A 13,175-nucleotide genomic window follows, 5' to 3' on the forward strand; every position below is an offset into this window, starting at 1 on the left:
AGCCTCAGCGCTTGGCCAGCTGCGCCTTGGCCACCCGCGAGCCGTTGGGCTTGTCGAGCACGGCGCAGATGCGCTGGCCGGCGTCGATCAGCAGGTCCAGGTCGATGCCGGTGTGGATGCCGAGGCCATTGAGCAGGTAAAGCACATCCTCGGTGGCGACGTTGCCGGTGGCGCCCTTGGCGTAGGGGCAGCCGCCCAGCCCGGCGACCGAGCTGTCGAACACCGCGATGCCTTCGAGCAGGCTGGCGTAGATGTTCGCCGTGGCCTGGCCATAGGTGTCGTGGAAGTGCCCGGCCAGTTGCGCGCGCGGCACACGCTGGCCGACGACCTCGAACAGGTGCCGGGTGGCGCCGGCGGTGCCGACGCCGATGGTGTCGCCCAGGGAGACTTCGTAGCAGCCCATGGCGTGCAGTTCTTCGGCGACGGCGGCAACCTGCGCCGCGTCCACCTCGCCCTGGTAGGGGCAGCCGAGCACGCAGGAGACGTAGCCACGCACGCGTACGCCGTGCTGGCGCGCCGCGTCCATGATCGGGACGAAGCGCTCCAGGCTCTCCTTGATCGAGCAGTTGATGTTCTTCTGCGAGAACGCCTCGGAGGCGGCGGCGAATACTGCGACTTCCTTCACCTGCGACTCCAGCGCGGCCTCGAAGCCCTTCAGGTTCGGCGCCAGGGCGGCGTAGGTGACACCAGCCTTCTGCTGGATGCCGGCAAAGACGTCCGCCGAGCCGGCCATCTGCGGCACCCACTTGGGCGAGACGAAGCTGCCGACTTCGATGTAGGCGAGGCCTGCGGCGGTCAGGTCGTCCACCAGGCGTACCTTGTCGGCCACGGCGATGGGTTGCTTCTCGTTCTGCAGGCCGTCGCGCGGGCCGACTTCGACCAGGCGGACGGATGGGGGCAGGGTCATTTGCGGTCCTCTTAGTGTTCCGTGGAGGAGGGTGCGCAATGCTCGGCATCCTCTCCCTAACCCTCTCCCTGAAGGGAGAGGGGACTGTTCTGAGCGGCGGGAGGTTTCCGGCTCACGCGGAAGGTCCGTATGGCACGGATACTCCCTCTCCCTTCGGAGCGGGGCGCGTAGCCAGGGCGGGGAGAGGGGCTTTTGGTCGTTACGCCGACGCCTCCTCCAGCTCCACCAGCGCCGTCCCTTCCGACACCAGCTCACCTTCGCTGCAATACAGCGATTTCACCACGCCGGCGTGCGGCGCGCGAATGCTGTGTTCCATCTTCATGGCTTCGAGCACCACGAGCGCGGTGCCAGCTTCGACGCGCTGCCCGGGCTCGACCAGGATGCGCACGATGCTGCCGTTCATCGGCGCGCCCAGGCCGCCCTGGTGCGAATGCGCGGCTTCGGCTTCGGCGATGGGGTCGAAGCGCTGCACGCTGACCAGCTCGCCGTTCCATTCCAGGTAGAGGCTGTCGCCACGACGGATCACCTGATGACGGCGGCGGATGTCGCCGTCCTTCACGTCCAGCCATTGACCGTCGAGCTGGGCGATGCGCTGGCCGTCGGCATGGCGCAGACGCACCACGTGGGACTCGCCCTTGGCCAGCAGGTGCAGGTCGGTTTCGCCGGGCAGGCCACTGCGCCAGCCGCTCTGGGCGGACCAGGGCGAATGGGCGTCGTCACCACGCACACGGGCGGCTTCGCTCTGCACCCAGGCTTCGGCGGCGAGCTGCCAGAAACGTTCGGGCAGGGCGGTGGCCGCGGGCAGCAGGTCGTCCTGGTAGCGGCCGATGAAGCCGGTATCCAGCTCGCCTTCGGCGAAGGCCGGGTGGGCCAGCACGCGGCGCAGGAAGGCCAGGTTGGTCTTGAAGCCGCCGACGGCGGTTTCGCCGAGCATCGACAGCAGTCGCTGGCGCGCTTCCTCGCGGTTCTCGCCCCAGGCGATCAGCTTCGCCAGCATCGGGTCATAGAACGGCGAGATGTCGTCGCCCTCGCGGATGCCGCTGTCCACCCGGCGGCCGGGGCCAGCGGCGGGTTCGCGGTACAGCGCGAGGTGACCGCTGGCGGGCAGGAAGCCGCCCTCGGGGTCTTCGGCGTAGAGGCGCACTTCGATGGCGTGGCCGATCAGCGGCACCTGTTCCTGGGTGATCGGCAGTGGCTCGCCGCGGGCGACGCGAATCTGCCAGGCGACCAGGTCAAGGCCGGTGATGGCTTCGGTGACCGGGTGCTCCACCTGCAGGCGGGTGTTCATTTCCATGAAGAAGAACTGGCCGCTGCCTTCGTCATAGAGGAACTCCACGGTGCCGGCGCCGACGTAGCCGATGGCCTGGGCGGCCCGCACGGCGGCCTCGCCCATGCCCTGGCGCAGTTCGAGGGAGAGGCCCGGAGCCGGCGCTTCTTCGACCACTTTCTGGTGGCGGCGCTGGATCGAGCAGTCGCGTTCGTTGAGGTACAGGCAGTGGCCGTGCTGGTCGGCGAACACCTGGATTTCCACGTGGCGCGGCTTGGTCAGGTACTTCTCCACCAGCATGCGCGAGTCGCCGAAACCGGACTGCGCTTCACGCTGGGCGGATTCCAGCGCCTCGGCCAGTTCGGCCTCGCGCTCGACCACCTTCATGCCCTTGCCACCACCACCGGCCGCGGCTTTCAGCAGCACCGGGTAGCCGATGCGCTCGGCCTCGCGCTGGAAGGTGGCGTAGTCCTGCGCCTCGCCGTGGTAGCCGGGCACCAGTGGCACGCCGGCGGTTTCCATCAGTGCCTTGGCGGCGGACTTGCTGCCCATGGCGTCGATGGCGCTGGCCGGCGGGCCGAGGAACACCAGCCCGGCTTCTTCGCAGGCGCGGGCGAAGCCGGCGTTCTCCGAGAGGAAACCGTAGCCGGGGTGGATGGCCTGGGCGCCGGCGGCTTTTGCGGCAGCCAGTACGGCGTCCGCGCGCAGGTAGCTTTCAGCGGGTTTGGCGCCGCCCAGGTCGATGGCAATGTCCGCCTCTTCGACGTGGCGGGCGTTGCGGTCGGTGGCGCTGTGCACGGCCACGGTGGTCAGGCCCAGGGCCTTGGCGGTGCGCATCACGCGGCAGGCAATCTCGCCGCGGTTGGCCACCAGCAGGGTATCGATCTTGCTCATCAGACTTGCTCCTGCCAGGCCGGTTTGCGTTTTTCCAGGAAGGCGCGCAGGCCCTCCTGCCCCTCGGGGCTGATACGGATGCGGGCGATGGCCGCTTCGGTGTAGCGGCGGCGCTCGGGCGTGAGTTCGCCAGCGCCGATTTCATGGAACAGCGCCTTGCAGGCCACCAGGGCCGCCGGACTGTTGTTCAGCAGGTTGGCGATCCAGGCCTCGGCTTCGTCGTCCAGTTCGGCGGCGGGGTAGTGCTCGTCCACCAGGCCCAGCTCGCGGGCACGGATGCCGCTGAAGCGCTCGGCGGTCATGGCGTAGCGGGTGGCGGCGCGCTGGCCGATGGCCTTGGTGACGAACGGGCCGATGGTGGCGGGGATCAGGCCGATGCGTACTTCGGACAGGCAGAGCTGCGCGTCCTCGGCGGCCAGCGCCATGTCGCAGCACGCCACCAGCCCCACGCCGCCGCCGAAGGCCGCGCCCTGGACGATGGCGAGGGTCGGCTTGTTCAGCTGGTGCAGGTTGTAGAGCAGCTCGGCGAGCTGCTGGGCGTCGTTCAGGTTGCCCTGGTAGTCCAGTTGCACGGACTCCTGCATCCAGGCCAGGTCGGCACCGCCGCAGAAGTGCCGGCCACGGCCGCGCAGCACGACGAGGCGCACGCGCTCGTCGTTGGCCACGGCAGCCAGCGCCTGGTTCAGTTCGAAGAGGGTCTGGGCGTTGAAGGCGTTGTTCTTTTCCGGGCGGTTCAGCCAGAGAGTGGCGACGCCGCGGGGGTCGATATCGAGCTCGATGCTCTCAAAAGAGAAAGTCTGATAGTCGGTCATGGCAGCGGCCTTACATGCGGAAGACGCCGAAGCGGGTCGCTTCGACAGGCGCGTTGAGCGAGGCGGAGAGGGCGAGGCCGAGCACGTCGCGGGTCTGCGCCGGGTCGATCACGCCGTCGTCCCACAGGCGCGCGCTGGAGTAGTAGGGATGACCCTGGCGCTCGTATTGTTCGAGGATCGGCGCCTTGATCTTCGCCTCCTCCTCGGCGGACAGCGCCGAGCCTGCGCGTTCGGCCTGCTCGCGCTTGACCTGGGCCAGCACGCCGGCGGCCTGTTCGCCGCCCATCACGCCGATCCGCGCGTTGGGCCACATCCACAGGAAGCGCGGGTCGTAGGCGCGGCCGCACATACCGTAGTTACCGGCGCCGAAGCTGCCGCCGATGATCACGGTGAACTTCGGCACCTGGGCGCAGGCCACGGCGGTGACCAGCTTGGCGCCGTGCTTGGCGATGCCGCCGGCCTCGTACTTCTGGCCGACCATGAAGCCGGTGATGTTCTGCAGGAATACCAGCGGGATGCCGCGCTGGCAGGCCAGTTCGATGAAGTGCGCGCCTTTCTGCGCGGCCTCGGCGAAGAGGATGCCGTTGTTGGCGAGGATCGCCACCGGGTAGCCGTGCAGGTGCGCGAAGCCGCACACCAGGGTGGTGCCGAACAGTGCCTTGAACTCGTCGAACTCACTGCCGTCGACCAGCCGGGCGATGATCTCGCGCACGTCGAAGGGCTGCTTGCTGTCCACCGGGATCACCCCGTACAGCTCGTCGCTGGCGTACAGCGGGGCGCGCGGGGCGCGGGTGTTGAGCTGGCCCTGCTTGGTCCAGTTGAGGTTGGCGATGCAGCGGCGGGCGATGGCCAGCGCGTGCTCGTCGTCCTCGGCGTAATGGTCGGCCACGCCGGAAGTCTTGCAGTGCACGTCGGCACCGCCCAGGTCCTCGGCACTCACCACTTCACCGGTGGCGGCCTTCACCAGCGGCGGGCCGGCGAGGAAGATGGTGGCCTGGTTGCGCACCATGATGGTCTCGTCGCTCATGGCCGGCACGTAGGCGCCACCGGCGGTGCAGGAGCCCATCACCACGGCGATCTGCGGGATGCCCTGGGCGCTCATGTTGGCCTGGTTGAAGAAGATCCGGCCGAAGTGTTCGCGGTCGGGGAAGACTTCGTCCTGGCGCGGCAGGTTGGCGCCGCCCGAGTCCACCAGGTAGATGCACGGCAGGCGGTTCTGCTGGGCAATGGTCTGGGCGCGCAGGTGCTTCTTCACGGTCAGCGGGTAGTAGCTGCCGCCTTTCACGGTGGCGTCGTTGCCGACGATCATGCATTCCACGCCTTCCACGCGGCCGATGCCGGCGACCACGCCGGCGGCGGCGACGTCTTCGCCGTACACGTCGTGGGCGGCGAGGGCGGAGACTTCGAGGAAGGGCGAGCCGGCATCGAGCAGGCGGTTGATGCGCTCGCGCACCAGCAGCTTGCCGCGCGCGGTGTGCTTGGCCTGGGCGGCGGCGCCGCCGCCTTCGTGGACGCGGCCGAGCAGGGCGCGCAGGTCCTGGACGTTCTCCAGCATGGCCGCGGCGTTGGCGGCGAAGTCGGGAGAACGCGGGTTGATCTGGGTGTGCAGGATGGCCATGGAGGTGGCTCCGAATTGAGGTGTCCGGGATCTAGGCTGGGTTCCCTCTCCCTAACCCTGGCTGCGCGCCCCGCTCCGAAGGGAGAGGGGACTGTCCGTGCAGGCTGATGCCCTGTCGTTCAGCCGGATACTCCCTCTCCCTTCAGGGAGAGGGCCGGGGGGAGGGTTTCCCTCAGCGGGTCTCGTTGAACAGCTCGCGGCCGATCAGCATGCGGCGGATTTCGCTGGTGCCGGCGCCGATCTCGTAGAGCTTGGCGTCGCGCAGCAGACGGCCGGTGGGAAACTCGTTGATGTAGCCGTTGCCGCCAAGGATCTGGATGGCATCCAGGGCCATCTGGGTGGCGCGCTCGGCGGTGTAGAGGATCACCCCGGCGGCGTCCTTGCGGGTGGTCTCGCCACGGTCGCAGGCCTGGGCGACGGCATAGAGGTAGGCGCGGCTGGCGTTGAGCTGGGTGTACATGTCGGCGACCTTGCCCTGGATCAGTTGGAACTCGCCGATGCTCTGGCCGAACTGCTTGCGGTCGTGGATGTAGGGGACGATCACGTCCATGCAGGCCTGCATGATGCCGATCGGGCCGCCCGCCAGAACCACGCGCTCGTAGTCCAGGCCGCTCATCAGCACCTTCACGCCGCCGTTGACCGCGCCCAGCACGTTCTCTTCCGGGACTTCCAGGTCATCGAAGAACAGCTCGCAGGTGTTCGAGCCGCGCATGCCCAGTTTGTCGAACTTGCTGCCACGGCTGAAGCCCTTCCAGTCGCGCTCGACGATGAACGCGGTGATGCCGTGGGCGCCTTTCTCCGGCTCGGTCTTGGCGTAGATCACGTAGGTGTTGGCGTCCGGGCCGTTGGTGATCCAGGTTTTGCTGCCGTTGAGGACGAAGCGGTCGCCACGCTTTTCGGCGCGCAGCTTCATCGACACCACGTCGGAGCCGGCGTTGGGCTCACTCATGGCCAGGGCACCGATGTGCTCGCCGCTGATCAGCTTGGGCAGGTACTTGGCCTTCTGCTCGGCGTTGCCGTTGCGCTTGATCTGGTTGACGCACAGGTTGGAGTGCGCGCCGTAGGACAGGCCGACCGAGGCCGAGCCGCGGCTGATCTCCTCGATGGCGATGACGTGGGCCAGGTAACCCATGTTGGCGCCGCCGTATTCCTCCGCCACGGTGATGCCGAGCAGGCCCATGTCGCCGAACTTCTTCCACATGTCCATGGGGAACAGGTTGTCGGCATCGATCTGCGCGGCACGCGGGGCGAGTTCGCTGGCGACGAAGCCCTGCACCTGCTCGCGCAGCATGTCGATGGTTTCGCCGAGGCCGAAGTTGAGGGAGGGGTAGCTCATGGAATCACCTGTACTTGTATTTATATTCGGATGAGAGAGCGGGCAGGGCGGCGAGATCAGCTCGTGGCGCGCTGCTTGCGGGGTTTGTCGGTCTCGGCCATGGCCGCCAGGCAGCGTTCCTCAGCCGTGTCCAGTTCCAGTTTCATCTGCTCGATGTCGAGCAGCTGCTGTTCCAGCTGCGCGCGGCGCGCGGTGATCTTGTCGAGGAAGGTCTGCAGCTGCTTGGTGTTGCCGCTGCTGGGGTCGTAGAGGTCGATCAGCTCCTTGCACTCGGCCAGCGAGAAACCGATGCGCTTGCCGCGCAGGATCAGCTTCAGGGCCACCAGGTCCTTGGCGCTGTAGATGCGCTCCTGGCCGCGGCGCTCGGGGCTGAGCATCCCCTGTTCCTCGTAGAAACGGATGGCGCGGGTGGTGACGTCCAGTTCGCGGGCCAGTTCGGAGATGGTGTAGGTCGTGGGCATGGGAATGTTCTTGCTCGGTCGTTTACCTTTACGTTAACGTAAACCTGCCTTGAGTCACTGTCAATACAACTTGGAGGCGGCGCGGGAGGGTTCGCTGGCGCGGGAATTGCGTTGCGATCGCGATGAACCTTCCTACTAAGGGCTTCCCCTTTACTGACGCTGCCTGCGGGTGTACACAGCCCTGACCAGCCTGCGAGTTCCGTGCCCTCAAAGAGGGCGCGGAACCTACCGGAGCGATGCATGACGACAAGAACAATAAGCAGTGACCTGCTGCGCGAAGCCCACCTGGCCCGTGAACGCCTGCAACAGGAAGGCGAAGTCCCCAGCGGCGTGCTCCGCGAGGAAATCGACGCCTCCTGGCGACGCAGCCTCGGCCACGGCCTCGACTGCGCCAGTGGCACCGAGCACGGACTCGACACGCGGGTCAAACCTGATGTGCTGCTGGCCGGCAATCGCCTGCTGCTCGACGCCGCCGCCCCCGAACTCGATTACCTGCAACAGCGCCAGGGCCACGATGGCGTGATCATCCTGGCCAACGCCGACGCCACCATCCTGTCTGTCGAGGGCGCCCGCGAGCGTATGCAGAGCAAGGGCCTGGCCGACATCGTGCAGGGCGCCTGCTGGAGCGAAGCCTCCCGCGGCACCAATGCCCTGGGCACCGCGCTGGTGGAAAAGCGCGCCACGCAGATCGACTGCGGCGAACACTTTCTCGACCGCCTGAGTCGCTTCTCCTGTACCTCGGTGCCCATCGAAGGACCGCAGGGCACGCTGCTCGGCGTGCTCGACATGACTCGCGAAGGGCCGCTCTCCGGCCCGCGCGAAAGTCTCTCGCTGCTCAGCCTCGCGGTGTTCCAGATCGAGGCGCGGCTGTTCGCCGTCAGCCATCCGGGGCAGGTGGTGATCGCCTTCCATTACCGCCGCCAGTACCTGGACTCCGCCTGGCAAGGCCTGCTGGCACTGGGACTGGACGGCAAGGTGCTGGCCGTCAGCGGCCAAGCCTGCCAACTGCTCGGCGCCCACCGCGAAAGCCTGGTGGGCCGGCGTAGCGAAGACTTCCTCGGCCTGCGCGGCGACCAGTTGCTCGGCCGCCTCTACCAGGGCGGCGTCGGCAGCCTGCAGACGCCCAAGGGCGAGCTGTTCTACAAGACCTTGCAGGCGCCGCTGCGCAGCCACGCGGTGCCGGTCAGCGCCCGCGCGCCGCGCCCGGCGTCCGGTCCCGAACTCGAAGCCCTTGCCGGCAATCACCCGCGCTACGCCCGTGCCCTGCGCATGGCGCGCCAGGGACTGGTGAATGAACTGCCAGTGCTATTGCTGGGCGAAACCGGCAGCGGCAAGGAAGTAGTGGCCCGTGCCCTGCACCAGGCCAGCGCACGCAGCGACAAACCCTTCGTTGCGGTGAACTGCGCGGCGATTCCCGAAGGTCTGATCGAGTCCGAACTGTTCGGCTACCGCGACGGCGCCTTCACCGGCTCGCGCCGCGGCGGCATGGTCGGTCGGCTGCAACAGGCCCACGGTGGCACGTTGTTCCTCGACGAGATCGGCGACATGCCGCTGGCCCTGCAGGCGCGCCTGTTGCGTGTGCTGCAGGAGCGCAAGGTGGCGCCGCTGGGCGCCGGCGAGGAGCAGGACATCGACGTCGCGCTGATCTGCGCCACCCACCGCGACCTCAAGCGCCTGGTGGAAGAAAAACACTTCCGCGAAGACCTCTACTACCGCGTCAACGGCATCAGCGTGAAGCTGCCGGCGCTGCGCGAGCGCGACGACCTCGCCGAGCTTGCCGCTGGCCTGCTGGCTCGCCTGGGCGCGCCGAAGGTGAAGCTCTCCACCGAATTGCTCGGTCTGCTGAGCGAGTACCACTGGCCGGGCAACATCCGCCAGCTGGAGATGGTCCTGCGCACCGCGCTGGCCATGCGCGAGGAGGGCGAGGAGGAACTGAACCTCGACCACCTGCCCGACAGCACGCTGGATGAACTCGCCTCGGGTGACCGCCCGCAGAGCGGCAGCATCCGCGAGAACGAGCTGGAGCTGATCCGCCAGGCGCTGGAGCGCCACCAGGGCAACGTCTCCGCCGCCGCCGACGCGCTGGGTATCAGCCGCGCCACGCTGTACCGCAAGCTCAAGCAACTCAAGGTGGGCTGATGTTCTTCACCCGCCTGATCGAGAGCGACGACCCGCAGGCGCTCAAGGCCTCGCTGCGCTGGCTCTACGGCTTCGTGCGCCCGCACAAGGCGGCGATCGCCGGCCTGCTGGGGTTGTCGTTCTGCGCCTCGCTGCTGGTGCTCGCGCAGCCGTGGCTGACCAAGACGCTGATCGATGACGGCCTGCTGGCGAAAGACTTCCCGGTGCTGGTGATGGTGGCCGGCGCGATGATCGTCGTCGGGTTGGTGGGCACGGCGTTGTCCGGCCTGAACCGCTACCTGCATACGCGCCTGTCCGGGCGCATCCTGTTTTCCCTGCGCGACGCGTTGTACCGCCACTTGCAGACCCTGTCGCCGAGCTTCTTCGGCCGCCGTCGCATCGGCGACCTGATGTCCCGGCTCGACGGCGACGTTGCCGAGATCCAGCGGTTTGCCGTGGACTCGCTGTTCTCCGCGGTTTCCAGCGTGATCGGCCTGGTCGGCGCGCTGGTGCTGTTGCTCACCCTGTCGTGGAAACTCTCGCTGCTGGCGGCACTGCTGATCCCGCTGGACGTGCTCTGGCTGCGCTGGATGCGGCGTAAGGTGGAGCGTGAGGCGCGCGGTTTGCGCGAGCGCTCGGCGGACCTCTCGTCATTCTTCGTCGAGACGCTGCCAGCGATGAAGTTCATCCAGTCCGCTGGCCAGCAGACTCGCGAATCCGGGCGCCTGGAAGGGTTGGGGCAGGGCTATCTGGGCCAGTTGCTGCGCCTGCAGCTGACCGAGTTCTTCACCCAGGCCGTGCCCGGCACGCTGATGTCACTGTCCCGCGCCTGCGCCTTCCTGGTCGGCGGTTACTGGGTGGTGCAGGGCACCTGGCAGTTGGGCTCGCTGATCGCCTTTTCCACGTATCTGGGCATGGCCATCGGGCCGGTGCAGAGCCTGCTTGGCCTCTATGTGGCACTGCAGCGCATGACCGTCAGCCTCGGCCGGGTGATGGAGTTGCGCGGTGAGGAGGCGACCATCGTTTCGCCCGTCGTACCCCGGCCGATGCCGTCAGTGGGCGAGCTGCGCCTGGAGAACCTGCACTACGCCTGGCCGGGCCGTGTGCAGCCGGTCCTGCAGGCTGTGCAGGCGGTGATTCCCGCCGGCCTCAAGGTCGCGCTGAGCGGCCCCTCCGGCGTCGGCAAGAGCACCCTGATCGATCTGCTGCAACGCTTCTACGACCCGGACCAGGGCAGCATCCTGCTGGATGGCGTGGACCTGCGCGAACTCGACCTGCACGCCCTGCGCCGGCGCGTGGCAGTGGTCAGCCAGGACATCGTGCTGTTCCGCGGCAGTCTCGCCGACAACCTGGCCTATAGCGCACCCGAATCGAGCCGCGAGGCCATCGAGAAGGCCGCCCGCGCGGCGCAGCTCGACAGCCTGATCGCCAGCCTGCCGGAGGGTATCGACAGCCCGCTGGGCGAGCGCGGCCAGCAGTTGTCCGGAGGCCAGAAACAGCGCATCGCCATCGCCCGTGCGCTGTTGCAGGACCCGTTGATCCTGGTACTGGACGAGGCTACGTCGCAGGTGGACGAGAGCACCGAGCGCGAGGTGATCGCGGCCATCGACCAGCTGTTCGCCGGGCGTACGCGCCTGCTGATCAGCCACCGTACTTCGACCCTGGCGGCCGCCGACCTGCACCTCGAATTGCAGGATGGGCAGATGCGTGTGCGCGAGGCCCAGCCGGTGCAGCGTCATGAGGCCTGAGCTGCTGATCGGTGTGATCGACAGCGGGTACTCGGAGGAGCAGGCCGCGTCGGTCATCAGCGGCCAGCGCTTTTGTCTCGCCGGTGATGGACTGGATCAACTGCCACTGTCGGCTGATCGACTGGGTCACGGCAGCGTGGTCTGCGAAGCCATTCTTTGCCGGGCGCCGGAGGCTCGCCTGTGCGTTGCCCAGGTCTTCGATGAGCGCGGTGTGACCAGCCCGTTGCAAATCGCCGCCGCGCTGCACTGGCTGGGCGAGCAGGGCGTGCGGGTGATCAACCTGAGCCTGGGCGTGCGCCAGGATCGGCCGATCCTGCGCGAGGCCGTGGCGGAACTGATCGAGGCTGGTGTGCTGGTCTGCGCATCCAGCCCGGCGCGAGGTGAGCCGGTGTTTCCGGCGAGCTATGCGGGGGTGATCCGGGTGACGGGTGATGCGCGCTGTAGCGAAGGCGAGTGGTCCTGGCTGGACAGCCCGCAGGCCGACTTCGGGGCGGCGGTGACGGTGGGCGGGCGCTCCGGTGCGAGCCTGGGCTGCGCGGCCTTCAGTGGGCATCTGGCGGCGTTGCTGGTTGAGCGGCCGGAGATGTCGAACGTGCAGCTCATCGGGGTGATGCGTGAGCGGGCGGCGTTTCTGGGAATTGAGCGGAAGGTGGGGTTGTGAACGACCAGCCCATCCTGATCCTCGGTGCCGGCCCGGCCGGAGCTGCCGTCGCCCTCGGCCTGCGCCGCCTGGGCCACCCGGTCACCGTGATCAGCGAATGGCGTCGCTTCGCCGCCGTCGAAGGTGTTTCCCAGCGCGTGCTGGAAGGCCTGCGCAATGCCGGCCTGAAGCACGCACTGGACTGCGCAGCGCCGCCGTCGCAACGGCGCGTGCAGTGGAACGGCGTGGAAAGCGCACAGAACATAGAGTGCGTCCTCGACCGCCCGCGCTTCGATGCGGGGCTGCGCGAGGATCTGAAACAGGCCGGCGTCGAGCTGATCGAAGCCCAGGTGCTGGCAGTGGCGGAAGACGGTGCCGGCTGGCGGGTGAAGCTCGAGGGCGGTCGGGACGTGCAGGGTGCCTTTCTGGTGGAAGCCCGCGGCCGCCAGGCGCCGCTGAGCCAGAAGGGCAGCAAGGCCCGGCGCGGCCCGGAAACCCTCAGCCTGCTCAACCGCTGGCAGGGCGAGCCCGGTCCGCTGGCGACGGCGGTGGAAAGCCTGCCCGACGGCTGGGCGTGGATGGCGCGGCTGGAGGATGGACGCTGCTACTGGCAACTCACCCTGGACGTTGCGAGCAGCCACCTGCCGCCGCGTGAGCAACTGCTGGACTACTGCCGCGAGCGCCGCAACGCATCGACGCTGGTCCGGCAATGCTTCGGTGACGCCGAGGAGCGCGCGCTGGACCTGCACGCGCGCAGCAGCACGGCGATCCTCTGCCTGGAAGCCTGCGGTGATAACTGGATTCGCGTGGGCGATGCGGCGATGGCGGTGGACCCGCTGTCCGGCAATGGCATCTTCCAGTCGCTGTCTTCGGCGCTGCAGGCGCCGCTGGTGATCAACACGCTGCTGCGTGCGCCGCAGCGGGCGGAACTGGCCAGGCGCTTCCATCAGCAGCGGGTCGAGCAGCTGTTCCTGCGCTTTGCCCGTGTCGGCCGTGATTTCTACGCCAGTGAAACGCAGTGGAGCGAGTTGCCGTTCTGGCAGGCCCGTCGCACCTGGCCGGACGAGCAGCCGAGCCACGTGGCGGCCGACTTCGCCAGCCTGCGCATCGAGCGCGCCCCGGTACTGAAGGGCGAGTTTGTCGACGAGGCAGAGGTGGTGGTCAGCGCCGACCAGCCGCTGGGTATCTGGCACCTCGACGGGCTGGAGCTGGCACCGTGGCTGCGGCGGCTGCGCGCGGAGCCTGAAGCGCAGGTGCTGGCGGACCTGCCGCCGGAGCGCCGCCGGGCCTTCCAGGGCTGGCTGCTGTCCCAGGGCTATCGGCCGCAGCTTTAACCACATCACGGATTTTCGAGGCTGTGCTGGGCGATGATGG

At 68.0% G+C, this 13,175-nt stretch carries 10 protein-coding genes; 4 read left to right on the forward strand and 6 right to left on the reverse strand.

The genetic code is table 11. The annotated features are described in order from the left end of the window. Positions 1 to 4 precede the first annotated feature (4 nt). From AC1ZV1_RS11615 to AC1ZV1_RS11640, 6 genes are all read right to left on the reverse strand, one after another. Positions 5 to 907, reverse strand: a complete 903-nt coding sequence (locus AC1ZV1_RS11615) for a hydroxymethylglutaryl-CoA lyase (RefSeq protein WP_484296841.1) — start codon at positions 905 to 907, stop codon at positions 5 to 7. Between the two features lie 199 nt (positions 908 to 1,106). After that, positions 1,107 to 3,068, reverse strand: a complete 1,962-nt coding sequence (locus AC1ZV1_RS11620) for an acetyl/propionyl/methylcrotonyl-CoA carboxylase subunit alpha (RefSeq protein WP_484296842.1) — start codon at positions 3,066 to 3,068, stop codon at positions 1,107 to 1,109. After that, positions 3,068 to 3,880 carry a gamma-carboxygeranoyl-CoA hydratase gene (locus tag AC1ZV1_RS11625; RefSeq protein ID WP_484296843.1) on the reverse strand — a complete coding sequence of 271 codons (813 nt, stop codon included), beginning with the start codon at positions 3,878 to 3,880 and terminating at the stop codon, positions 3,068 to 3,070. Before AC1ZV1_RS11625 ends, AC1ZV1_RS11620 begins: the two co-directional genes overlap by 1 nt. A 10-nt stretch (positions 3,881 to 3,890) precedes the next feature. Further along, positions 3,891 to 5,498: a carboxyl transferase domain-containing protein gene (locus AC1ZV1_RS11630; RefSeq protein ID WP_484296844.1), complete on the reverse strand. Its 1,608-nt coding sequence runs from the start codon at positions 5,496 to 5,498 to the stop codon at positions 3,891 to 3,893. 172 nt (positions 5,499 to 5,670) lie between these two features. Next, entirely contained in the window at positions 5,671 to 6,834 is a 1,164-nt protein-coding gene (locus tag AC1ZV1_RS11635; protein WP_484296845.1) for an isovaleryl-CoA dehydrogenase, read from the reverse strand. 56 nt (positions 6,835 to 6,890) lie between these two features. Next, positions 6,891 to 7,295, reverse strand: coding sequence for a MerR family transcriptional regulator (locus tag AC1ZV1_RS11640; protein WP_236199817.1), 405 nt, complete (start codon positions 7,293 to 7,295; stop codon positions 6,891 to 6,893). A 240-nt stretch (positions 7,296 to 7,535) separates the two neighbouring features. Here AC1ZV1_RS11640 and AC1ZV1_RS11645 point away from each other — a divergent pair, with 240 nt between their 5' ends. From AC1ZV1_RS11645 to qhpG, 4 genes are read left to right on the forward strand one after another with little or no spacing between them, the layout of a single operon-like run. Beyond that, positions 7,536 to 9,434 (forward strand): sigma-54-dependent Fis family transcriptional regulator, encoded by a 1,899-nt coding sequence (locus AC1ZV1_RS11645; protein ID WP_484296846.1) that lies wholly within the window; start codon positions 7,536 to 7,538, stop codon positions 9,432 to 9,434. Beyond that, a complete protein-coding gene (locus AC1ZV1_RS11650) occupies positions 9,434 to 11,161 on the forward strand; it encodes an ABC transporter ATP-binding protein (RefSeq protein ID WP_484296847.1) in 1,728 nt (575 codons plus the stop codon). The genes AC1ZV1_RS11645 and AC1ZV1_RS11650 overlap by 1 nt, the downstream gene beginning before the upstream one ends. After that, positions 11,151 to 11,822 carry a subtilisin-like serine protease QhpE gene (gene qhpE, locus AC1ZV1_RS11655; protein ID WP_484296848.1) on the forward strand — a complete coding sequence of 224 codons (672 nt, stop codon included), beginning with the start codon at positions 11,151 to 11,153 and terminating at the stop codon, positions 11,820 to 11,822. Before AC1ZV1_RS11650 ends, qhpE begins: the two co-directional genes overlap by 11 nt. Beyond that, positions 11,819 to 13,135, forward strand: coding sequence for a flavin-dependent monooxygenase QhpG (qhpG, locus tag AC1ZV1_RS11660; RefSeq protein WP_484296849.1), 1,317 nt, complete (start codon positions 11,819 to 11,821; stop codon positions 13,133 to 13,135). The genes qhpE and qhpG overlap by 4 nt, the downstream gene beginning before the upstream one ends. Positions 13,136 to 13,175 lie beyond the last annotated feature (40 nt).

This window comes from Pseudomonas sp. BB438, assembly GCF_057180225.1.